Source organism: Pseudomonas sp. SWI7 (genome assembly GCF_006351945.1).
Taxonomy (GTDB): domain Bacteria; phylum Pseudomonadota; class Gammaproteobacteria; order Pseudomonadales; family Pseudomonadaceae; genus Aquipseudomonas; species Aquipseudomonas fulva.
On record NZ_CP040930.1, the window covers coordinates 4,833,585 to 4,855,222 of the forward strand.

The following is a 21,638-nucleotide window of genomic DNA, read 5'->3' on the forward strand; positions in this document are numbered from 1 at the left end:
GCACATGGCCCGCCGACTGTGTCAACGGTAGCTGATCCCGGGGGCAGCGGTCGAAACCCGCGTGCCGGCGGTACCGCTCACGATGCGCTCGATGTTGGCCAGCGAGCTGATCACCGCCACCTTGCCCGTGTGCCGGGCGAAGTCGCAGGCCGCCTGCACCTTGGGCCCCATCGAACCTGCCGCGAAACCCAGCCTGTCCAGCTCGTCAGGGTGGGCCTGGGCGATGGCGCGTTGGGTTGGCTTGCCAAAGTCGATGTACGCCGCCTCCACGTCGGTGGCAATGACCAGCAGATCGGCCTCGAGCTGTTCGGCCAGCAGTGCAGAGCACAGGTCCTTGTCGATCACCGCCTCGATCCCTTTGAGGTTACGGTGTTCATCATAGAGAGTCGGGATGCCGCCGCCGCCGGCGCAGATCACGATGCTGCCCTTTTCGAGCAGCCACTTGATGGGGCGGATTTCGAAGATGCGCTTGGGTCTGGGGCTTGCCACCACGCGGCGGTACTTGTCGCCGTCAGGCTTGACCACCCAGCCCTTTTCAGCGGCCAGGCGCTGGGCTTCATCCTTGCTGTAGACCGGGCCGATGAACTTGCTCGGGTCCTTGAACGCAGGGTCCTGGGCGTCCACTTCAACCTGGGTCAGCAGGGTGGCGAACGGCACGTCGAAGTCCAGCAGGTTGCCCAGTTCCTGCTCGATCATGTAGCCGATCATGCCCTCGGTTTCGGCGCCCAGCACGTCCAATGGGTAGGCCTCGTCCGGCTTGTACGACAGCCCCTGCAATGCCAGCAGGCCCACTTGCGGGCCATTGCCATGAGCGATCACCAACTCGTTGCCTGGGTGGATCTTGGCAATCTGCTCGGCGGCGGTACGGATGTTGGCGCGCTGGTTTTCCGCGGTCATGGGCTCGCCACGGCGCAGCAGGGCATTGCCGCCTAGTGCAACAACGATACGCATGAAGAATGTCCTTTATCGAAAGTCTTGAGCCGCTGCCCGACGGCTATTGCGGCAGGCTAACAGCCGCAACGCCTGGGCAGGTGGCGATCTACAGGTCGGCCAGTGTCGACACCAGGATCGCCTTGATCGTGTGCATGCGGTTCTCCGCTTGCTCGAACGCAATGCAGGCCGGGGACTCGAACACGTCGTCGGTCACTTCGATGCCGTTGGTGAGGTCCGGGTACTGCTCGGCGATCTGCTTGCCGACCTTGGTCTCACAGTTGTGAAACGCCGGCAGGCAGTGCATGAACTTGGTCCTGGGGTTGCCGCTGGCCTTCATCAGCTCGGCGTTGACCTGGTAGGGCTTGAGCAGCTTGATACGTTCGCCCCAGGCTTCGATGGGTTCACCCATCGATACCCACACGTCGGTATGAATGAAGTCCACGCCCTTGACTGCCGCCTTGGCATCTTCGGTGAGGGTGATGCGGGCACCACTTTCCTCGGCGTACTGCTTGCAACGTTGCACCAGGTCATCGTGGGGCCACAGGTCCTTGGGCGCGGCGATGCGCACGTCCATGCCCAGCTTGGCGCCGATCAACAGCAGCGAGTTGCCCATGTTGTTGCGCGCATCGCCCAAGTAGGCGTAGCTGATGTCATGCAGCGGCTTGTCGCTGTGTTCGCGCATGGTCAACACGTCGGCAATCATCTGGGTCGGGTGGTATTCATCGGTCAGGCCATTGAATACGGGCACGCCGGCATACTTGGCCAACTCTTCGACGATTTCCTGCTTGAAACCGCGGTACTCGATGGCGTCGTACATGCGCCCGAGTACTCGTGCGGTGTCCTTCATGCTTTCCTTGTGGCCGATTTGCGAAGAATTCGGGTCGATGTAGGTGACGTTGGCGCCTTGATCGTAAGCGGCCACTTCGAACGCACAACGGGTACGCGTGGAGGTTTTTTCAAAGATCAGCGCAATGTTGTTGCCCTTGAGGTGCTGCTGCTCGGTGCCGGTGTACTTGGCCCGCTTGAGGTCGCGGGACAGGTCCAGCAGGTAACGCAGCTCACGGGTGCTGTGGTGTTCCAGGCTGAGCAGGTTGCGGTTGTGGATGTTGAACGCCATGACTTTTCTCCTGGGTGTGGTGAACGCCGGGCCGCCGCCGGGTAGGGACGGCCTGGGTGATGGACGTCAGTAATCGATGGGGTCGCGAACGATAGGGCAGGTCATGCAGTGGCCACCGCCGCGACCACGGCCCAGTTCGCCAGCACTGATGGTGATCACTTCGACCCCGGCCTTGCGCAGCAAAGTGTTGGTGTAGGTGTTGCGGTCGTAGCCGATGACCACGCCTGGCTCCAGCGCCACGACGTTGTTGCCGTCGTCCCATTGCTCGCGTTCGGCGGCGAAGCTGTTGCCGCCGGTTTCGACCACACGCAGGCGCACGCCCAATTGTTCGCCCACCACCTCGATGAACGACTTGTGCTCGCGGCGGACGTCCATGCCATAGGGCCGGCTTTCGTCGGGCTGGATGATGAACGGCACGATCTCGTTGACGACTTCGGGGAAGACCGTAACCAGGTCGCGGTCGCAGAAGCTGAACACGGTATCCAGGTGCATGGCGGCGCGGGACTTGGGCAAGCCGGCGACGATGACTTTATGCACGGCGCCCTTGGCGAACAGGCTCTGCGCCAACTGGCCGATGGCCTGGCGGGAGGTCCGCTCGCCCATGCCGATCAGCACGATGCCGTTGCCGATGGGCATGACATCACCGCCTTCGAGGGTGGACTGGCCATGGTCCTTGTCCGGGTCTCCGTACCAGACCTGGAAGTCGGCGCCTGTGAACTGCGGGTGGAACGTGTAGATGGCGGTGGTGAGCAGTGTTTCCTGGCGCCGCGCCGGCCAATACATGGGGTTGAGCGTGACGCCGCCGTAGATCCAGCAGGTGGTGTCGCGGGTGAATTGGGTGTTGGGCAACGGCGGTAGGATGAAGCTGGAATGGCCCAGGTAGTCGTTGTACATCCTGACCACTTCGGCACCTTCACTTTGCGGCAGATCCTGGCCGGCCACACCGCCGATCAAAAATTCGGCCAGATGGCGCGGCTCCATGCCTTCGAGCCAACTGCGCACTTCATTGGTCAGGCCCACCCCAACGGTGTCGGGCGTAATCTTGCGGTCCAGTATCCACTTGAGTGCTTCGGGTTGCTGCACGATATCGGTCAGCAGGTTGTGCATCTCCAGCACGTCGACACCGCGCTCGCGCATCTTGGTGACGAAATCGAAGTGGTCACGCTTGGCCTGGTCCACCCAGATCACATCGTCGAACAACAGCTCGTCGCAGTTGCTCGGGGTCAGGCGCTTGTGCGCAAGGCCCGGCGAGCACACCATGACCTTGCGCAGCTTGCCGGCTTCTGAATGCACACCGTATTTCTGTTTTTCAGCGGACATGGTTTCAATCCTCCATTGAGTCGAAGAGGGGTCACAGCGTCAGGAAGCCGTCGTACAGGCCGAAGGCTGCCACCAGGGCACCGACGACCACGGCTGCGAAAATCAGTTTTTCCACGGGGGTGAAGACAGGTTGGCCCACCTCACGCTTGGCCTTGGCAAACAGGATGGCGCCAGGGGCGTACAGCAACGCCGAGAGCAGCAGGTACTTCACCCCGCCGGCATACAGCAGCCAGATGGCATAGAGCAGGGCGATGCTGCCGATGAACAGGTCCTTGCGGCGTTCGGCCAGCGCCTGTTGATAGGTATCACTGCGCACCGCCAGCAACACGGCGTAGGCCGCCGACCACAGGTAGGGCACCAGGATCATCGAGGTAGCCAGGTAGATCAGCGACAGGTAGGTACTGTTGGAGAACAGCGTGATCACCAGGAAGATCTGCACCATGGCGTTGGTCAGCCACAAGGCGTTGGCAGGCACCTGGTTGGCGTTCTCGCGGCGCAGGAACGCGGGCATGGTATGGTCCTTGGCTGCGGCGAACATGATCTCGGCGCACAACAGCACCCATGACAGCAGCGCACCGAGCAGCGAAATGATCAGCCCGACACTGATCAGCACGGCGCCCCAGTGGCCGACCACATGCTCAAGCACGGCCGCCATCGAGGGGTTCTGCAGCCCTGCCAGTTCAGGCTGGGTCATGATGCCCAGCGACAGCACATTGACCAGCACCAGGAACAACAGCACCGTGATGAAGCCAATGACGGTGGCCTTGCCCACATCGGAGCGTTTTTCCGCACGTGACGAGAAGATGCTCGCGCCTTCAATGCCGATGAAGACCCACACCGTCACCAGCATCATGTTGCGCACCTGATTCATCACACCGCCTAGCTCAGGGGTCCTGGTGCCCCATATATCGGCGGTGAAGATGTCCAGCCGGAAGGCGAACAGGCAAATCAGCGCAAAGAGCACCAGCGGCACCACCTTGGCCACCGTGGTGACCAGGTTGATGAACGCCGCTTCACGGATGCCACGCAGCACCAGAAAATGCACGGCCCACAGCAGGATCGAGGCGCCGATGATCGCGGCCGGCGTGTTGCCCTCGCCAAACACCGGGAAGAAATAGCCCAGGGTGCTGAACAACAGCACGAAATAGCCGACGTTCCCCAGCCAGGCACTGATCCAGTAGCCCCAGGCCGAAGAAAAGCCCATGTAATCGCCGAAACCGGCCTTGGCATACGCATAGACCCCACCGTCCAGGTCAGGCTTGCGGTTAGCCAGGGTCTGGAATACGAAAGCCAGGGTCAGCATGCCCACGGCGGTGATCGCCCAGCCAATCAGTACCGCGCCCACGCCGGCGCTGGCGGCCATGTTCTGCGGCAGGGAAAATATACCGCCACCGATCATCGAGCCGACGACCAACGCAACTAATGCGCCGAGTTTTAGTTTTGCGGGAGAATCAGACATTTAACAACTCCTGCCAGGAGAAAGTTGGCCTCAGATTAAATCTGACGCCGTGGCCACACGCTGATATGGATCAGTGCATTGCAAGGTAAGGCCGTTGAATCACCTCACCGAACTCCTGGAGACTGCCGACTGCCATGGCTGCAGGCCTTGTACGCTGGCACCTCCATGTATTGCTCATCTTCATCCCTCTTTGCCTGCGAAGGTTGAAACTAGTCGCTTCTGGGCAGAGCGCAAATTTTTTACGGGTATTTATGCTTTTATCGGAATAGTGTGAACCGGTTGGCAACTGCGGGGTTCTTAACCACCGCACGCTTAGACGTTAATGGCTTAGTGGCTAAATGGAAGTACGGCTGTAATGAAACCAGCCTTTATAAACAGTGTGTTGTTACAACCGCATGACTGTCAGGAAATATTTGGAGACCTATGGGCGAACAAGGACAGAAACTCCGGCTGGGGGCATTGGTGGCGCTCGTCGTGGGCTCAATGATCGGTGGCGGCATCTTTTCCTTGCCCCAGAACATGGCGGCCCGTGCCCAGGCCGGGGCGGTGCTGATTGGCTGGGGGATCACTGCCGTGGGCATGCTGGCCCTGGCGTTCGTTTTCCAGACGCTGGCCAACCGCAAGCCCGAACTGGATTCGGGGGTCTATGCCTATGCCAAGGCTGGGTTCGGCGATTACATGGGCTTTTCTTCGGCCTGGGGCTACTGGATCAGTGCTTGGCTGGGCAACGTTGGCTACTTCGTACTGTTGTTCAGCACCCTGGGGTTCTATTTCCCGGTGTTCGGTGAAGGCAATACCCCAGTGGCCATCGGGTGTGCCTCGATGTTGCTATGGGCCGTGCATTTTCTGGTGTTGCGCGGGATTCGCGAGGCGGCGTTCATCAACCTGGTCACCACGGTGGCCAAGGTGGTGCCCTTGGTACTGTTCGTCGTCATCGCGGCTTGCGCCTTTCGCCTGGATATCTTCACCCAGGACATTTGGGGGCAGGGCACTCCGGCGATCGGCAGTGTGCTCGAGCAAGTGCGCAACATGATGCTGGTGACGGTGTTCGTCTTCATCGGTATCGAAGGCGCCAGCGTGTATTCGGGCAGGGCACGGCGCCGGGCCGACGTGGGCAGGGCGACGGTCATTGGCTTTGTGGGTGTGCTGGCCCTGCTGGTGCTGGTCAACGTCCTCTCCCTTGGGGTCATGACGCAACCGGAGCTGGCTGGCTTGCAGAACCCCTCGCTGGCGGCGGTTCTGTCGCACATCGTTGGCCCCTGGGGCGCGTTACTGATCAGCCTGGGGCTGGCTGTCTCGTTGCTTGGGGCGTTGCTGTCGTGGGCGCTGCTGTGTGCCGAGATCCTCTATGCCACGGCGCGCGACCAGACCATGCCCCGTTTCCTTGCCAGGGAGAACGCCAACCAGGTACCTGCCAATGCACTGTGGCTGACCAACTGCATGATCCAGGGTTTTCTACTGATCACGCTGGTATCTGCCGGTACCTATACCAGCCTGATCTACCTGGCCTCATCCATGATTCTGGCGCCGTACCTGTGGTCTGCCGCCTACGCCATGTCGCTGGCCGTGCGTGGGGAGACTTACGCAGGCCAACCGGCCCGGCGGCGCAAGGACCTGCTGGTGGCCGCGCTCGCGGTGGTGTACGCCGTTTGGCTGCTGTATGCCGGTGGCCTGAAGTACCTGCTGCTCTCTGCGCTCTTGTACGCACCGGGGGTGATCCTGTTTGCGCGGGCCAAGCATGAACAAGGTCTCACGCTTTTCACGCTGATGGAGAAACTGATCTTCGCCGCCGTGCTGTCGGGGGCGGCGCTGGCAGGCTATGCACTCTGGTCAGGGTTGCTGAGCCTGTGAGCCGGCTGTGAACGGCCGTTCCGGGCGGGACCAGATCCACAGGTTGCCCAGGCTCATGCCGGCGATGGCCAGGAACACCGGCCAGTGATGCTCAAGAAACACCAGCATCAAAACCGCGCAGAGCAACATGCTGACCGTCGCACTGACCTTGGCCCGCCGCTGGATCACCTTGCCGTTGCGCCAGTTGTACAGAATAGGACCGAACAACCGGTGATTTTCCAGCCAGGCGGACAGGCGAGGCGAGCTTCGCGTGGCCGCCCATGCCGACAACAGAATGAATTCGGTGGTCGGCAAGCCCGGAATGACAATGGCGACCAGGCCCACCCCCAGGCTTGCGTAAGCCAGGATCGCATACAGCAGTCGGGCAATTTTGGAGCGGGCAGGTTGGGTCATGGGCTCACTGCTAGAACGAACGGCCCCGGTCAGGGGGCCTTTGAAAGTGTTTCAAACCTGCTCGGCATCCACGGCATAGGCCTGTTTGAGCAAGACGGTAAAGCGCTCGAACGCTGCGACGGCGCCGTGTTCTGCAGCCACTTCTTCTCCAGCTGACAGCATCAGGCCATCGAGTGTTCGCGTGAACTGCTTCCAGCCTTCGGCGCGGCCACCGGCGGGCTCGCCCAGGTGGCGGGCGCCGAAGGTCTCCGACAAGCCCAGCGCCGCCGCCCGCTTGATTAGAAACGCGGCGCCCAGTTTGGAGCCTTCGGACACGAAGATCCAGCCTAATGCCTCTGCAATGCTGGGGCGCTGCACGGCCCCCGGCAGCTCGGCAGGCGCCTGCATGTCCAGGTCCGCCAGGTCCTGGCGGGCCTGATGGGCTCGGCAGCGCTCGGCAAGGTCGGGTATGAGGGCGATCAATCGCGGGTCGTTGTAGAGCGGCTGCAGTTCGGCCTGGAACAGGTACTGGGCCACCACGAAGCGGGCAAAACTTTCGCGGCTATCGAATGGCGCATGGGATTTGACCAGGGCGTCGAGTGCGGCATGGGGCGCCTGGGTCACCAGGTTCAGGCGTTGGGTACGCGAAGAAGCGCGGTTGCTCATGATGAAGTCCTTGGAAAGCGAAGCGTTTCAATACAAGACGAATCAACAGGGGCGGGGGCGTAAAAAACCCCGCAGGAACAGGGGTGGGTGCCAGGAACCAAGGCGGAAACACAGCGACCCCGCCCGGTTCCAGCTGCGCCAGCGCCTCAGATGTCCCACACCACATTGATGGCGAAATTACGGCCCGGCATGCTCAGGCGGTCGATGTTGGCCGGCTGGGTCACCGCGGCCTCCCCCTGGCCGTCATAGCTGCGCACCGAGTCCCACTGCCAGTACTTCTTGTCGGTGAGGTTGTACAGGCCGGCGTTCACGGTGATGTCATCGGTAACGTTGTAGAAGCCGGTCAGGTCCAGCACGCCATAGCCGGGCGTGCGGAACTTCGACGCCGAGCCATCGGGGGAATAGAAGGTGCTGTCGTCGACCCGCGTCTTGCGCTTGACCAGCGTCCAGCTCAGCAGCCCACCCATGTCGCCCTGCGTGTAGCCCAGGCCCATGACGCCCTTGAGTGGGTTGACGGTGTTGAGCGGCTGGCCGCTGTCGTCGTTGCGGCCGTAGGTGTATGCCAGGGAGCCTTGTGCATACAGCCCCTGTGGCGCGCCGAATTGGTCGAGTTCGAGCTGGCCTTTGACCTCGGCGCCTTTGATGGTCGCGCGCTTGATGTTGTTGGCCTGGAAGGTCTGCTCGAGGTTGGCGCCTTGCACGGCGTCTTCGTCAATGAAGTCACGGTACTTGTTGTAGTAGACCGCCATATCGAAGCTGCCCGTATCGAAGCGACCGCGCAGCCCGGTTTCCAGGCCCTTGCTGCGCTCAGGCCGCAGGCCAGGGTTACCCTCCACGCGGTAGCCTTGTTCCAGGTTCACGAACTTGCCGTACATGGACTTGGCCGTGGGCGTACGGAAGCCTTGGGCGTATTGCGCGTAGCCTGTGTAGTGGTCGTTGAAGGCATAGGTCATCCCCAGCTTGGGTGACACGCGGTGCCACTTCTTGTCTGAGTCATCCTGGAAAGCCGGGGCCGTGCCGCTGGCATCAAGGCCGCGCAGGAAAGCATCGGTGAAGTGAGGCGCCATGCGTGTGTAGTCGTAGCGCGCACCTGGCAGGAACGTCCAGCTGCCCCAGCGAATCTCGTCCTGAACGAACAGGCTGTAGGTATCGATGGTTGGGTCCGGGAAGTCGCTGACCAGCGCCTGGCCGTCGCGCGGGCTGTCCTGGCCGATACCCCGGCAGGTGCCGCCCACATTCACGCACGTGCCAGTACCGCTGCGCGCCCCGGTGACGTCCTGGTGCTTGAGGGTAGTGCCATAGGTCAGGGCGTGGTCGGTCTGGCCAAGGCTGAATGCCTTTTCAAGCTGGGCATCGAAGATCCACTGGCGGTCCTTGTAGGTGGTCTGGCGGTCGCGCAGTACCTGACGTCCCGAAGCGACGTACAGCTCGTCGGTGCGCTGGTCCGTCTTGGCGATCTGGTAGTTCAGGCTCCACCTGACATCGTCTGCGAACAGGCTGTCCAGGCCGAAACGTTGGTTCAGGCCGAAGCGCTCGCGGGTAATCGTGTCGTTGCCCTGGCGCATGCGGTACGAATTCATGGCACCAACGCCCGGGATGAATGGCCCGCCTACGGCGCTGAGCAGGTTCTGGTCGCGGTCGTCCTTGAAGCGTTCGTAGGTCACGCCCAGGCGGGCGTCGTCGGCGTAGTCCCAGCCCAGCTTGGCCAGCACGTTGGTGGTACGCGCATCCACTGGGTTGGCGCGGGTGCGTGCAAGGCCCACGCCGCCGTGATCGGCATGGCTCTCGGTTTCGTGACCGTTGCGCTGGCTCAGGTGCAGCAGACCGTCCAGGCTGCCCTCACGGCCAGCCACGGTGGCGGACGTCAGCCAACTGTCATCGGCTGAGCTGTAGCCGGTTTTGAGTCGCGCGCCAGCGTCTCGGCCAGGTTTGATGATGTCTTCAGGATCCAGGGTGAAGTAGCTCACTGCACCGCCGATGGCATTGCTGCCGTAGAGCACTGAGGCTGGGCCGCGCAGGATTTCCACCCGCTTGATGATTTCCGGGTCGACATAATTGCGCTGGGTCTGGGCGTAGGGCCCGTAGAAGAAGCTGTCCGGTATCGCCACGCCGTCGATCTGGGTGAGTATCCGCTCGCCATCGATACCGCGAATGTTGTAGCCGTTCAGGCCACTGCGCTGCCCGGTCCCCGCCACCGAGACGCCCGGCTCGTAGCGCACCAGGTCCTGGAGGGTGTTGACGTTCTGCCGGTCCAGCTGCTCTCGGGTCTGCACGCTGACCGTGCTGGGGACCTGGCTCACGTCTTGGGCACTGCGGGTGGCGCTGACGGTCACCTGCTGCAAGGCTATGGCCCCGCGACCTGACTGGCGCTCGAGCACCACGTTGCCGCGGCTGATGGTCCGCGGGACCAGGCCAGTGCCGTGTAGCAGGCGTTTGAGTGCCTGCTCGGGGGGCAGTGAACCCTGTATGCCGGGGGAGGCGACCCCTTCGGCCAGGCGAGCGTCGAAGCCCACCTGCCAGCCCGTGACCTGGCTGAAGGCATTGATGGCCGATACCAGCGGCTGTTGGGCGATGCCGAAGTGGTAGTCGCCCATGCGCGAGGTGCTCACCGACGCCGGCTCGACCGCCAGCGTGGGGAGTGAACAGGCGCCTGTGGCGAGCAAGGCGAGTGAAAACAGGGACAGTTGCCCCTTGAGGCGTGGCCGTAGGGTCGAACGGGTAGGACTGGTGGGCATCGAAAGCGCTCCCTGACGCGCGAACTGTTCATAGGGTGTGCGTTCTTGATTGAACAAGAATCAATTGCATTGGCTTTGACGAGACGGACAGGGAGGGGGTATCGCGTAAAAATAAATCCCAGGCGCCCAGCAGGGCGTACGGCGCTGCCGCGGGTGGGCTGGTAGCGGTTAAGGCAGGCGCATCAGTTCAGGATGACCAGCGCTGGATACTCATGCAGTTGTGCCGAGGTGATATGGGCCAATGCACGTAGCGCCTCAAGCGGCTGGTCAAGGCGGTAGTTGCCGGTGACGGCGATGTTCTCCAGCCGTTCATTGCGATTGATGATCCAGCCGGGGTAATAGCGGCGCAGCTCGGCCAGCACCTGGCTCAAGGGGCAATTTTCGAAGACCAGGCGCCCATCGACCCAGGCCAGGTCCTTGCGCATGTCCAGTTGCCTGCGTGCACCGAGCCCGTCGGGCCCGACGCGAATGCTCTGACCGGCCTGCAAACGGATGCGTTGGACGCGGCCCCCTTGCACGTCGACGTCGACGTCGCCGCGTTGCACCTTGACCCAAGCCTGGCCATCGAGCAGGCGCACGGCAAAATCGGTGTCGCGTGCCTGGGCGCGCAGAGGGCCGGCTTGCACTTCGAGCGGTGCCGGCGCGCCCTTGGGCACCTGGAAGTATGCCTCGCCTTGCAGCAGGCGGGCGACCTGCCGCCCGTCATTGCGCTCGCTGGCAAACGCTGACTGGGTATTGAGCAGCACCCGGGCATCGTCCTGAAGGTTCACCCGGTGGCGTTCCCCCGCGACCGTCAGGTGATCAGCCTGCAGGCGCACTGGCACGTTGCCGAACGTGAACAGGCCTACCAGCAGCGCGGCAGCGGTGGCCAGCGGTTTCCACTGGCGACGCAGGCGACCTGCGCGAGGGCGCGATGGGTAGCCCTGCAGCTGTGCAGCGGCCTGCTTGAGCGCTGCGCCGTTCCACAATGCCTCGGCTTGCACGAACGCTTCGGCATTTTCGGGAGCGGCTTGCAGCCAGGTTTCGAATGCGAGGTGGTCGGCGGGCTCGGCGGTTTCAAGACGGACCAGCCACGCCAAAGCCTCGTCCGTGGCACGACGACGCGCATTGGGCCTGGTTGGTGACGGGCGATGTTCGGGGCTGTCGGTCACGGTGAGTCCTTGAGCGGGCGTGCGCAGATGATCAGGGCGCTGGCGCGATGTGGCAAGCGGGCCTCATCGCGGCGGCCCGTCAGGCGTCCAGGCGCTGGGCGACACCCAGGCAGATACCCATGATCAACTTCAGCTCCTTTTGCACCGTGCTCGCAGAAACCCCCAGCTGCTGGGCGATTTCGAGAGAGGTGGCGCCGTGCAGCCGGCTTAGCGTGAAGATCCTTTGCTGGCGTGGCGTCAGTTGCTTCAGGCTTTCGCTCAGGTGGCGCAGCAGTTGCTGGGCATGTGCAGCATCCTCGTTGCTGCTGGCGGGCACGGCGACATTGTTCACTACCTCGTCAGCCACGTCGTCGACCAGGGTTCGGGCCTGTACCCGGCGGGCACGCAAGTGGTCGAGCGCAAGGTTGCGGGCGGTCTGAAAGACGAAGGGTTCGATGTGCTGGACCGAACGCTCGCCCAGTGCGCGTGAGACGCGCAAGTAGGTTTCCTGAAGCAGGTCTTCGGCCGTGCAACGGTTGCCTACCATGCGCTGGAGCGTGCGGAGCAAGATGGGCCTCTGGCTGAGGAATACGGAATTGAACCGGGACTGACTCACGGAGCGACCTGACCTGACAAGCGGCCAATGATAATGCTTATCATCCGTGCTTGAGGTCAAGCTGCGAAATGTAGGCAAATCGTAACGGCGCCGCGAGTATCGCCGGTGCCGCAGAGCGGCTACGGCGATACGAGCTCGATGCCCCAGCACCTGTTACCAGTTGTCAGGGCGTGCTGGCACAGCCGTTACTGAGCGCGGCAGAGCGCCAGGCAGTTGTCCAGCATGCGGTTGGAGAAGCCCCACTCGTTGTCGTACCAGGCCAGCACCTTGAGCATGCGCCCATTGGCCCGTGTGTGGTTGGCATCGAAGATCGACGACAGCGGGTTGTGGTTGAAGTCGCACGAGACCAGGGGCAGGGCGTTATAGCCCAATACTCGCGAATGCTTGCTGGCCTCGAGGAACAGCTGGTTGACCTGTTCGGCCGTGGCTTCGCGCTTGAGGTTGACGGTGAGGTCCACCAGCGACACGTTGATCACCGGTACCCGCACGGCCATGCCGGTCAGCTTGCCGGCCAGCTCCGGCAGTACCAGGCCCACGGCCTCGGCGGCGCCAGTCTTGCTGGGGATCATCGACTGGGTGGCCGAACGGGCGCGGTAGGGGTCGCTGTGGTACACGTCGGTCAGCACCTGGTCGTTGGTGTAGGCATGGATGGTGGTCATCAGGCCTTGCTCGATACCGAACTCGCGGTGCAGCACCTGGGCGATGGGCGCCAGGCAGTTGGTGGTGCAGGAGGCGTTGGAAATGACCTGATGCGAGGCGCGCAGCACATCGTGGTTGACGCCATACACCACGGTGGCATCAGCGCCCTTGGCCGGCGCCGAGACGATCACCTTGCCCGCGCCGGCAGCGATGTGCGCAGCGGCCTTGTCGCGCTCGGTGAACAGCCCCGTGCATTCGAAGACCACATCGATCGCCAGGGCTTTCCAGGGCAGTTCGGCCGGGTTGCGAATGGCGCTCACCGCGATGCGGTCGCCGTTGACGGTCAGGCTTTCGTGGTCGGCTTCGACGCTGGCCTCGAAGGTGCCGTGCACGCTGTCGTACTTGAGCAAGTGGGCGTTCATGGTGCTGTCGCCCAGGTCGTTGATGGCGACGACCTGCATGTCCTGGCGGTAGCCCTGGGTATAGAGTGCGCGCAGGACATTGCGCCCGATGCGGCCGAATCCGTTGATGGCGATGCGAAGGGTCATGGCGATACCTCTGGCAGTCCGAGTCAAACCTGTGGCACAAAGGTGCTTCACTGAAACGGTTTTGTTGTTGGAATTACAAGATTATTCAGTTGCAGATAGAAAACAAGCCTTTTTAGTGGCAGTATTTTGTTTAAACCTACAACGAGCGGTTCGATCGTGAGCCTACCGAAGCAGTGCGCGCCTGTCCTTTGAGCCTAGGCGGCAATCGGCCGGGCACGATCACTTGGTAAACCGCCCTTACAATTAGCCTGGAGTCCAGTACATGCACCCGCGCATCCTTGAGGTCACCCAACGGCTGGTCGAGCGTAGCCGCGCCACCCGCGAACGCTACCTGCAGCTGATCCGCGGGGCCGCCAGCGAGGGCCCGATGCGTGCCAGCCTGCAATGCGCCAACTTCGCCCATGGCGTGGCCGGTTGTGGCAGCGAGGACAAACAGACCCTGCGCCTGATGAATGCCGCCAACGTGGCCATCGTCTCGGCCTACAACGACATGTTGTCGGCCCACCAGCCCTACCTGCATTTTCCCGAACAGATCAAGCAGGCCCTGCGCGAAGTCGGCTCGGTAGGCCAGTTCGCCGGCGGTGTGCCGGCCATGTGCGATGGCGTCACCCAGGGCGAGCCGGGCATGGAACTGGCCATCGCCAGCCGTGAAGTGATCGCCATGTCCACTGCCGTGGCGTTGTCCCACAACATGTTCGACGCGGCCCTGATGCTGGGCATCTGCGACAAGATCGTGCCGGGCCTGATGATGGGGGCCTTGCGCTTTGGTCACTTGCCCACGGTGTTCGTACCGGGCGGGCCGATGGTCTCGGGTATTTCCAACAAGCAGAAAGCCGATGTGCGCCAGCGTTATGCCGAAGGCAAGGCCAGCCGAGAGGAACTGCTGGAATCGGAAATGCAGTCCTACCACGGCCCTGGCACCTGCACCTTCTACGGCACGGCCAACACCAACCAGCTGGTGATGGAAGTGATGGGGCTGCACCTACCGGGTGCTTCTTTCGTCAACCCCTACACGCCGCTGCGCGACGCGCTGACCGCCGAGGCGGCGCAACAGGTCACGCGCATGACCAAGGCCAGCGGCACCTTCATGCCCCTGGGCGAAATCGTCGACGAGAAGGCGCTGGTCAACTCGATCGTGGCCCTGCATGCCACAGGCGGTTCCACCAACCATACCCTGCACATTCCGGCCATAGCCCAGGCCGCCGGTATCCAGCTGACCTGGCAGGACATGGCCGACCTGTCCGAAGTGGTACCGACCCTGTCCCACGTCTACCCCAACGGCAAGGCCGACATCAACCACTTCCAGGCCGCCGGCGGCATGGCGTTCCTGATCCGCGAGCTGCTCGATGCCGGTTTGCTGCACGAGGACGTCAACACCGTCGCCGGCCCTGGCCTGCGTCGCTACACCCAGGAGCCGTTCCTGGAGGACGGCAAGCTGGTCTGGCGCGAAGGGCCACAGCAGAGCCTGGACGAAAGCATCCTGCGGCCCGTGGCGCGGCCGTTCTCCGCCGAAGGCGGGTTGCGGGTGATGGAAGGCAACCTGGGGCGTGGCGTGATGAAAGTCTCCGCCGTGGCTCCAGAGCACCGCGTGGTCGAGGCGCCGGCGCGCATCTTTCACGATCAGCAGTCATTGGCCGACGCCTTCAAGGCAGGCGAGCTGGAGCGGGACTTCGTCGCAGTGGTGCGCTTCCAGGGCCCGCGCTGCAACGGCATGCCGGAGCTGCACAAACTCACCCCGTTCCTTGGCGTGCTGCAGGATCGCGGGTACAAGGTAGCCCTGGTGACCGATGGGCGCATGTCCGGTGCATCGGGCAAGATCCCCGCCGCCATTCACGTGTGCCCCGAAGCTTATGACGGCGGCCCGCTGGCACGGCTGCGCGATGGTGATATCGTGCGGGTCGATGGCGCTGAAGGTACATTGCGGGTAATGGTATCGGCCGACGAGCTGGCCCTGCGTGACCTGGCGACCGCGCCCCAGGGCAATGACCTGGGCTGCGGGCGCGAGCTGTTCGGCTTCATGCGCATGGCGTTCAGCCCGGCAGAGCAGGGCGCCAGCGCCTTTACCTCTGCCCTGGAGAACCTGAAATGAATGACCTGCTGGTTGGCGACATCGGCGGCACCAATGCCCGTTTTGCGTTATGGCGTGACAACCAGCTGCACGAGGTGAAGGTATTCGCCACCGAGGACTACACAAGCCCGGAACAGGCCATCGAAGCGTATTTTGAAGCCCTGGCCATACCGCGGGGTGGCGTAGCCGCTGCTTGCCTGGCGGTGGCCGGCCCGGTCGATGGCGATGAGTTTCGCTTCACCAACAACCATTGGCGCCTGAGCCGGACCGCCTTTTGCCAACGCTTACAGATCGGGCACCTGTTGCTGATCAACGATTTCACCGCCATGGCCCTTGGCATGACCCGCCTGCGCGAGGGTGAGTGTCGAGAAGTCTGCCCAGGTCAGGCCGATCCGCTGCGCCCGGCGCTGGTCATCGGACCCGGTACAGGCCTGGGTGTCGGCTCGCTGTTGCGCCTGGGGGGCAAGCACTGGCATGCCTTGCCAGGCGAAGGCGGGCACGTCGACCTGCCGGTGGGCAATGCCCGAGAGGCGGCGATCCATCAGTACATCCATGGCCAGATCGGCCATGTCAGTGCCGAGACGGTGCTCAGCGGCGGCGGGCTGGTGCGCCTGTACCAGGCCATCTGCGCCCTGGATGGTGAAAATCCGCGACACACTTCGCCGGCGCAGATCACCGATGCGGCCCTGGGTGGCGAGCCGCGGGCGCGGGCGGTGATCGAGCAATTCTGCCGGTTCCTGGGACGCGTGGCGGGCAACAACGTGCTTACCCTGGGCGCGCGTGGTGGGGTATATATCGTCGGCGGCGTGATCCCACGCTTTGCCGAGCTGTTCCTGCGCAGCGGTTTCGCCGACAGTTTCGGCGACAAAGGCTGCATGAGCGGTTACTTCCAAGGCGTGCCCGTATGGCTGGTGACTGCCGAGTTTTCCGGGCTGCTGGGCGCTGGCGTGGCCTTGCAGCAAGCGCTGGATCAGGGCTAGGCGCCTGGGCTCCCTGCAAGGCGACACAGGTCAGCGGGCAACAAGACCCGCCACCACAAAAGGACATCCCCCTTGAGCACTGCCGGCAAATCCATCCTGATGGTCGACGACGATCAGGAAATTCGCGAACTGTTGCAAACCTACCTCAGCCGCTCGGGCTTTCAGGTCAATGCCCAGGCCGATGGCGCCGGGTTTCGTCATGCCCTGGACACCACCGCTTGTGACCTGGTTATCCTGGACGTCATGCTGCCGGACGAGGACGGTTTCAGCCTGTGCCGATGGGTACGCCAGCACCCGCGTCATGCGCGGGTGCCCATCATCATGTTGACGGCAAGCTCGGACGAGACCGATCGGGTCATCGGGCTCGAGCTTGGCGCCGATGATTACCTGGGCAAGCCGTTCAGCCCGCGTGAACTGCAGGCCCGCATCAAAGCCTTGCTGCGCCGCGCCGAGTTCGGGCAAGCAGCGCCGGGTGGGGCGGTGCTGGCATTCGACGATTGGCGGCTCGACACGGTCAGCCATCGCCTGTTCCACCGCGACGGAGAGGAGGTGATTCTCTCGGGCGCGGACTTTGCGCTGCTCAAGCTGTTTCTGGACCACCCCCAGCAGATCCTCGACCGCGACACCATCGGCAACGCCACGCGAGGGCGAGAGCCGATGCCACTGGACCGCATCGTGGACATGGCCGTCAGCCGTCTGCGCCAGCGCTTGCGCGACACCGAGAAGCCACCCCGGCTGATCCGCACCGTGCGTGGCAGCGGCTACCTGCTGGCGACCCATGTCTGCACTGCACCCTGAGCGGCGGTGGCGCCTGCTGCCACGTTCGCTGCTGGGGCGCATGCTGCTGCTGACCTTGCTGGTGGTTCTGCTGGCCCAAGGGCTGTCGAGCATCATCTGGGTGGCCCAGCTGCGCGCCAGCCAGTTGCAAGGGCTGCGTGCCAGTGCCAGCAGCCTGGCCCACTCGATGAGCGCCAGCGTCAGTTACTTTCGCTCGCTGCCCGTTGCTTACCGGCCAATGGTGCTCGACCAGTTGCGCAGCATGGGAGGCACGCGGTTTTTCGTTTCGCTGAACGCCAAGCCGCTGGACATGCAGATGCTGCCTGTCACGCCGCGCAAGCAGGCAGTGATGGAGGTGTTCCAGCAAGTGCTGCACGAGCGTCTAGGGCCGCAGATGGACATTTCCGTCGAATTCGTCGACCCCGATGAACTGCGCATCTTCAACAGCGGGCTCAAGCTCGACGAGCTGCCAAGGTCATGGGCCCATTATTCGCTCACCCTCGAACCGCTCAATCCGCCGGTACTGGTCACCCAGATTCGTCTGGCCGAAGGCGAATGGCTGTACATCGCCTCGTTGTTGCCCGAGCCCTATACCAGCCTGGAAGCCGAGCGTCTGCCGCGCCAGCAGATCGGCTTCATCGTCCTGACTACGGCATTGTTGTTGCTGTTCATCGGGCTGCTGGTGCAATGGCAGAGCTGGCCGCTCAAGCGCCTGGCCCGTGCAGCGCGGGAGCTGTCACTGGGCGCCGATGTTGCGCCTGTGGCCGAAGGCGGCGGCAGCGAGGTGGTGGAGGTGGGCCGGGCCTTCAACAGCATGCGCGAGCGGATCAGCCGTTACCTCACCGAGCGTAGCCAATTGTTCAGCGCCATCTCCCACGACCTGCGTACGCCCATCACCCGGCTTCGCCTGCGTGTCGAACTGCTTGAAGACGAGCACCTGCAAGCCAAGTTCAGCCAGGACCTGGACGAACTGGAATTGCTGGTAAAGGGCGCGCTGCAATGCGTGAAGGACACCGACATTCACGAGAACATCGAGCCGGTGGACCTCAATCATATCCTCGAACTGCTGGCCGAGCCGTACCTGCGAGACGGTAGGATCATACTCGAAGGGCATGCCCTGGCGCCGTATCCGGGCAAGCCACTGGCATTGCGGCGCTGCATCGGCAACCTGATCGACAACGCCATCAAGTACGGCGAGCGGGCGCGGCTGCGTATCATCGACGGTGCGGCAGGCTTCGTCCTGCAGGTCGATGATCAGGGGCCTGGGGTGCCGCAACAGCAGATGGAGCAGGTGTTCGAACCCCATGTGCGGCTGGCCGGTCATCAGCAAGGCTATGGGCTGGGGTTGGGCATTGCCCGCAACATCGCCCACAGCCACGGTGGCGAGGTCAGCCTGCTCAATCTGCGCGAAGGCGGCTTGCGGGTGACCTTGTACCTGCCACGGGGCGTGGACTGACCCACCTGTACGCGTTGAACGTGCACCTGCGCGCAGAGGGCCAAATGTCACGGGCACGTGACAATCATGCCCGCGTTCGTGACACCCCACGTGGCCTGGCTGGCTAGAATCGGCACACGACTGGCAAGGACCTCGCTGGCGATGAACAATGATCTTTCTTCACAGGTGTCCTGGCTCCAAGCTCCGGGGCACACCGCATGGCGGCTGGCCGAGGGGCAGCGGTTGCTGGCCTTCGCCAGGGCTGCACGGCTCGCAGAAGGGTTTGGTGACCTGGATGCGGCAGGCAGGCTTGCCCTTGATGCAAGCGCCCAGACCCTGACCACTGCCCGCATGACCCACTGTTTCGCCCTGGCTCACCTTCAAGGCCTGCCGGGCCATCTAGGGCTGGCTGCCCACGGTGTGAGTGCCCTGCGCGGCCCCCTGAAGGATGCGCGCTACGGCGGCTGGTTTGCCCAGGCGGGCGGCCGTCAGGACAGTGGCAAGGATGCGTACCTGCATGCGTTCGTCGCCCTGGCCGCCAGCTCCGCCGTGGTGGCGGGCGTCGATGATGCTGAGGCCTTACTGAGCGACGCCATCGACATCATCGAGCGGCATTTCTGGAGCGAGGAGGAAGGTGCGCTTCGCGAAGCCTACGCCCGCGCCTGGCAGATGCCCGAGCCCTACCGCGGCGCCAACAGCAACATGCACGCGACCGAGGCGTTCCTGGCCCTGGCCGATGTCACCGGCAACCCAGTGTGGTTGCACCGCGCCTTGCGCATTGCCGAGCGCATCATCCATGCCCACGCGGCTGCCAACGGCTACCGAGTGGTGGAACACTTCGACGTCTTCTGGCGGCCGCTCAAGGATTACAACCAAGCACACCCGGCCGATCACTTTCGACCCTACGGCACGACGCCGGGGCATGCCTTCGAGTGGGCGCGGCTTCTGCTTCATCTGGAGGCCAGCCTGGCGCGCTGCGGGCTCCAGCCCCCGCCATGGCTGGTCGACAGTGCCCGCGCCCTGTTCGACGCCGCCTGCGCACAGGCGTGGAGCGTCGATGGCCAGCCTGGCTTCGTCTACACCCTCGGCTGGGATGATCAGCCACGGGTACGCGCCCGGCTGCATTGGGTTCACGCCGAAGCCTGCGCATGCGCAGCAGCCCTGTTGCAGCGCACGGGGCAGGCGCGCTTCGAGCAGTGGTATCGGCGCTGCTGGGACTTCATCACCGAGCATTTCATCGATCTTGAAGGCGGCAGTTGGCACCACGAACTCGATGCCGACAACCGTCCTGCCGGCACGATATGGCCCGGTAAGCCCGACCTGTACCATGCCTACCAGGCCCTGTTGCTACCCGGCCTGCCGCTGGCACGAAGCCTGGCGAGCGGGTTGGCCCTGAATGTAACCAAACGATGACATTCGCGCATCGCTTCGTTACCTGGCGGTGCGCGCACGCTGTTTAGACTCCATGCAACGCAAGCGCACGACTTGCACGGCATAACAACAATAAGGTGTAGAAATGACTTCCTACCTTCGTCTCGCTGCCGCGATCTCCCTGGCATCCCTGTTCCCCCTGACTGCGCACGCTGCCGATGCCAAGGGCACCGTCGAAGTGGTGCACTGGTGGACATCGGGTGGTGAAAAAGCGGCCGTCGATGTGCTCAAGGCCCAGGTCGAGAAAGACGGTTTCACCTGGAAGGACGGCGCCGTGGCCGGCGGCGGCGGCGCTACTGCCATGACCGTGCTCAAAAGCCGAGCGGTGGCTGGCAATCCGCCAGGCGTCGCGCAGATCAAGGGCCCCGACATCCAGGATTGGGCTGCAACCGGCCTGCTCGACAGCGACGTGCTCAAGGATGTGGCCAAGCAGGAAAAGTGGGATGCACTGCTGGACAAGAAAGTCGCCGACACCGTGAAATACGACGGCGACTATGTAGCCGTTCCGGTCAACATCCATCGCACCAACTGGCTGTGGATCAACCCTGAAGCCTTCAAGAAGGCCGGGATCGACAAGGCGCCCGCCACCCTCGATGAGTTCTATGCCGCTGCCGACAAGCTCAAGGCGGCAGGCATCATCCCGCTCGCCCACGGTGGCCAGCCGTGGCAGGACAGCACCGTCTTCGAAAGCGTCGTGCTGTCGGTGATGGGTGTCGACGGCTACAAGAAAGCCATGGTCGACCTGGACAACGATGCCCTGACCGGGCCCGACATGATCAAGGCCCTGACCGAGCTCAAGCGGGTCGCCACGTACATGGACCCCGATGGCAAAGGCCAGGACTGGAACCTGGAAGCTGCCAAGGTCATCAACGGCAAGGCTGGTATGCAGATCATGGGCGACTGGGCCAAGAGCGAGTGGACCTTGGCCAAGAAAACCGCCGGCAAGGACTACCAGTGCGTGCCGTTCCCCGGCACCGAGAAGGCCTTCCTGTACAACATCGATTCGCTGGTGGTGTTCAAGCAGAACGATGAGGGCACAGCTGCCGGCCAGCAGGACATCGCCCGCAAGGTGCTGGGTGAGGAGTTCCAGAAGGTGTTCAGCACCAACAAAGGCTCGATCCCGGTGCGCAACGACATGCTTGCCGACATGGGCAAGTATGGGTTCGATGCGTGCGCCCAGACCTCGGCCAAGGACTTCCTCGCCGACGCCAAGACCGGCGGCCTGCAGCCGAGCATGGCGCACAACATGGCCACGACGCTGGCCGTGCAGGGCGCCTTCTTCGATGTGGTGACCAACTACATCAACGACCCCAAGGCCGACCCGGCAGACGCGGCCAAGAAGCTGGCAGCCGCCATCCGAGCGGCCAAGTAGCCCACGGGCTGGCCAATGCGGCCCGGTGTCGGGGATGCCTGACGGGCCGCTGCGCCATCGTGGCCCGGCGTGACAAGCAGGCTGCGTGGCCCATCGACCTGTGGCTGCGTCAGTCTCGCGCGGCCACCGGCCTCGCACCCCGGTGCTACGTAGCGCCCAAGGCGACCTTCAAACCTGAGCAAGACAGTC

17 protein-coding genes are annotated in these 21,638 nt (G+C 63.3%); 7 read left to right on the top strand and 10 right to left on the bottom strand.

Annotated elements, in window-relative coordinates:
• Positions 1–21: 21 nt before the first annotated feature.
• The 4 genes from arcC to arcD (FH041_RS22190) form a co-directional block, all read right to left on the bottom strand.
• On the bottom strand, positions 22–951 hold the full coding sequence (gene arcC, locus FH041_RS22175) for a carbamate kinase (RefSeq protein ID WP_028687065.1): 930 nt from the start codon (positions 949–951) through the stop codon (positions 22–24).
• An 88-nt stretch (positions 952–1,039) separates the two neighbouring features.
• Positions 1,040–2,050, bottom strand: a complete 1,011-nt coding sequence (locus FH041_RS22180) for an ornithine carbamoyltransferase (protein WP_027913772.1) — start codon at positions 2,048–2,050, stop codon at positions 1,040–1,042.
• 66 nt (positions 2,051–2,116) lie between these two features.
• Positions 2,117–3,370 carry an arginine deiminase gene (gene arcA, locus FH041_RS22185; RefSeq protein ID WP_027913773.1) on the bottom strand — a complete coding sequence of 418 codons (1,254 nt, stop codon included), beginning with the start codon at positions 3,368–3,370 and terminating at the stop codon, positions 2,117–2,119.
• Between the two features lie 31 nt (positions 3,371–3,401).
• Entirely contained in the window at positions 3,402–4,829 is a 1,428-nt protein-coding gene (gene arcD, locus FH041_RS22190) for an arginine-ornithine antiporter (RefSeq protein WP_028687066.1), read from the bottom strand.
• A 423-nt stretch (positions 4,830–5,252) separates the two neighbouring features.
• Between arcD (FH041_RS22190) and arcD (FH041_RS22195) the strand changes: the two genes are divergently transcribed.
• On the top strand, positions 5,253–6,680 hold the full coding sequence (gene arcD, locus FH041_RS22195; protein ID WP_028687067.1) for an arginine-ornithine antiporter: 1,428 nt from the start codon (positions 5,253–5,255) through the stop codon (positions 6,678–6,680).
• Here the strand turns inward: arcD (FH041_RS22195) and FH041_RS22200 are convergent.
• From FH041_RS22200 to gap, 6 genes are all read right to left on the bottom strand, one after another.
• Positions 6,660–7,073, bottom strand: coding sequence for a YbaN family protein (locus FH041_RS22200; RefSeq protein WP_027913776.1), 414 nt, complete (start codon positions 7,071–7,073; stop codon positions 6,660–6,662). The genes arcD (FH041_RS22195) and FH041_RS22200 overlap by 21 nt on opposite strands.
• A 51-nt stretch (positions 7,074–7,124) precedes the next feature.
• The gene (locus FH041_RS22205) at positions 7,125–7,718 is read right to left on the bottom strand and encodes a biliverdin-producing heme oxygenase (RefSeq protein ID WP_027913777.1); all 594 of its coding nucleotides are present in this window, start codon (positions 7,716–7,718) and stop codon (positions 7,125–7,127) included.
• 146 nt (positions 7,719–7,864) lie between these two features.
• Positions 7,865–10,453: a TonB-dependent receptor gene (locus FH041_RS22210; protein WP_104926491.1), complete on the bottom strand. Its 2,589-nt coding sequence runs from the start codon at positions 10,451–10,453 to the stop codon at positions 7,865–7,867.
• A gap of 182 nt (positions 10,454–10,635) precedes the next feature.
• Positions 10,636–11,604 (bottom strand): FecR domain-containing protein, encoded by a 969-nt coding sequence (locus FH041_RS22215; RefSeq protein WP_027913779.1) that lies wholly within the window; start codon positions 11,602–11,604, stop codon positions 10,636–10,638.
• Between the two features lie 79 nt (positions 11,605–11,683).
• Entirely contained in the window at positions 11,684–12,199 is a 516-nt protein-coding gene (locus tag FH041_RS22220; protein ID WP_049695496.1) for an RNA polymerase sigma factor, read from the bottom strand.
• A 185-nt stretch (positions 12,200–12,384) separates the two neighbouring features.
• Entirely contained in the window at positions 12,385–13,386 is a 1,002-nt protein-coding gene (gene gap / locus FH041_RS22225; protein ID WP_027913781.1) for a type I glyceraldehyde-3-phosphate dehydrogenase, read from the bottom strand.
• A gap of 262 nt (positions 13,387–13,648) precedes the next feature.
• Here gap and edd point away from each other — a divergent pair, with 262 nt between their 5' ends.
• From edd to FH041_RS22255, 6 genes are all read left to right on the top strand, one after another.
• A complete protein-coding gene (gene edd, locus FH041_RS22230; protein ID WP_027913782.1) occupies positions 13,649–15,475 on the top strand; it encodes a phosphogluconate dehydratase in 1,827 nt (608 codons plus the stop codon).
• Positions 15,472–16,434 carry a glucokinase gene (locus FH041_RS22235; RefSeq protein WP_027913783.1) on the top strand — a complete coding sequence of 321 codons (963 nt, stop codon included), beginning with the start codon at positions 15,472–15,474 and terminating at the stop codon, positions 16,432–16,434. Before edd ends, FH041_RS22235 begins: the two co-directional genes overlap by 4 nt.
• A gap of 72 nt (positions 16,435–16,506) precedes the next feature.
• Positions 16,507–17,232 (top strand): two-component system response regulator GltR, encoded by a 726-nt coding sequence (gene gltR, locus FH041_RS22240; protein ID WP_027913784.1) that lies wholly within the window; start codon positions 16,507–16,509, stop codon positions 17,230–17,232.
• Positions 17,213–18,667, top strand: a complete 1,455-nt coding sequence (locus tag FH041_RS22245; RefSeq protein ID WP_027913785.1) for an ATP-binding protein — start codon at positions 17,213–17,215, stop codon at positions 18,665–18,667. The genes gltR and FH041_RS22245 overlap by 20 nt, the downstream gene beginning before the upstream one ends.
• 141 nt (positions 18,668–18,808) lie before the next feature.
• Complete coding sequence (locus FH041_RS22250; protein WP_088523076.1) at positions 18,809–20,059, top strand: AGE family epimerase/isomerase; 1,251 nt, start codon at positions 18,809–18,811, stop codon at positions 20,057–20,059.
• A 103-nt stretch (positions 20,060–20,162) separates the two neighbouring features.
• Complete coding sequence (locus FH041_RS22255; RefSeq protein WP_027913787.1) at positions 20,163–21,449, top strand: ABC transporter substrate-binding protein; 1,287 nt, start codon at positions 20,163–20,165, stop codon at positions 21,447–21,449.
• Positions 21,450–21,638: the final 189 nt, after the last annotated feature.

Excerpts from the sequence above, each read along its gene's own strand:
- arcC (WP_028687065.1), bottom strand. The coding sequence starts at position 951 with ATGCGTATCGTTGTTGCACTAGGCGGCAATGCCCTGCTGCGCCGTGGC.
- FH041_RS22180 (WP_027913772.1), bottom strand. The coding sequence starts at position 2,050 with ATGGCGTTCAACATCCACAACCGCAACCTGCTCAGCCTGGAACACCAC.
- arcA (WP_027913773.1), bottom strand. The coding sequence starts at position 3,370 with ATGTCCGCTGAAAAACAGAAATACGGTGTGCATTCAGAAGCCGGCAAG.
- arcD (WP_028687066.1), bottom strand. The coding sequence starts at position 4,829 with ATGTCTGATTCTCCCGCAAAACTAAAACTCGGCGCATTAGTTGCGTTG.
- arcD (WP_028687067.1), top strand. The coding sequence starts at position 5,253 with ATGGGCGAACAAGGACAGAAACTCCGGCTGGGGGCATTGGTGGCGCTC.
- FH041_RS22200 (WP_027913776.1), bottom strand. The coding sequence starts at position 7,073 with ATGACCCAACCTGCCCGCTCCAAAATTGCCCGACTGCTGTATGCGATC.
- FH041_RS22205 (WP_027913777.1), bottom strand. The coding sequence starts at position 7,718 with ATGAGCAACCGCGCTTCTTCGCGTACCCAACGCCTGAACCTGGTGACC.
- FH041_RS22210 (WP_104926491.1), bottom strand. The coding sequence starts at position 10,453 with ATGCCCACCAGTCCTACCCGTTCGACCCTACGGCCACGCCTCAAGGGG.
- gap (WP_027913781.1), bottom strand. The coding sequence starts at position 13,386 with ATGACCCTTCGCATCGCCATCAACGGATTCGGCCGCATCGGGCGCAAT.
- edd (WP_027913782.1), top strand. The coding sequence starts at position 13,649 with ATGCACCCGCGCATCCTTGAGGTCACCCAACGGCTGGTCGAGCGTAGC.
- FH041_RS22235 (WP_027913783.1), top strand. The coding sequence starts at position 15,472 with ATGAATGACCTGCTGGTTGGCGACATCGGCGGCACCAATGCCCGTTTT.
- FH041_RS22245 (WP_027913785.1), top strand. The coding sequence starts at position 17,213 with ATGTCTGCACTGCACCCTGAGCGGCGGTGGCGCCTGCTGCCACGTTCG.
- FH041_RS22250 (WP_088523076.1), top strand. The coding sequence starts at position 18,809 with ATGAACAATGATCTTTCTTCACAGGTGTCCTGGCTCCAAGCTCCGGGG.
- FH041_RS22255 (WP_027913787.1), top strand. The coding sequence starts at position 20,163 with ATGACTTCCTACCTTCGTCTCGCTGCCGCGATCTCCCTGGCATCCCTG.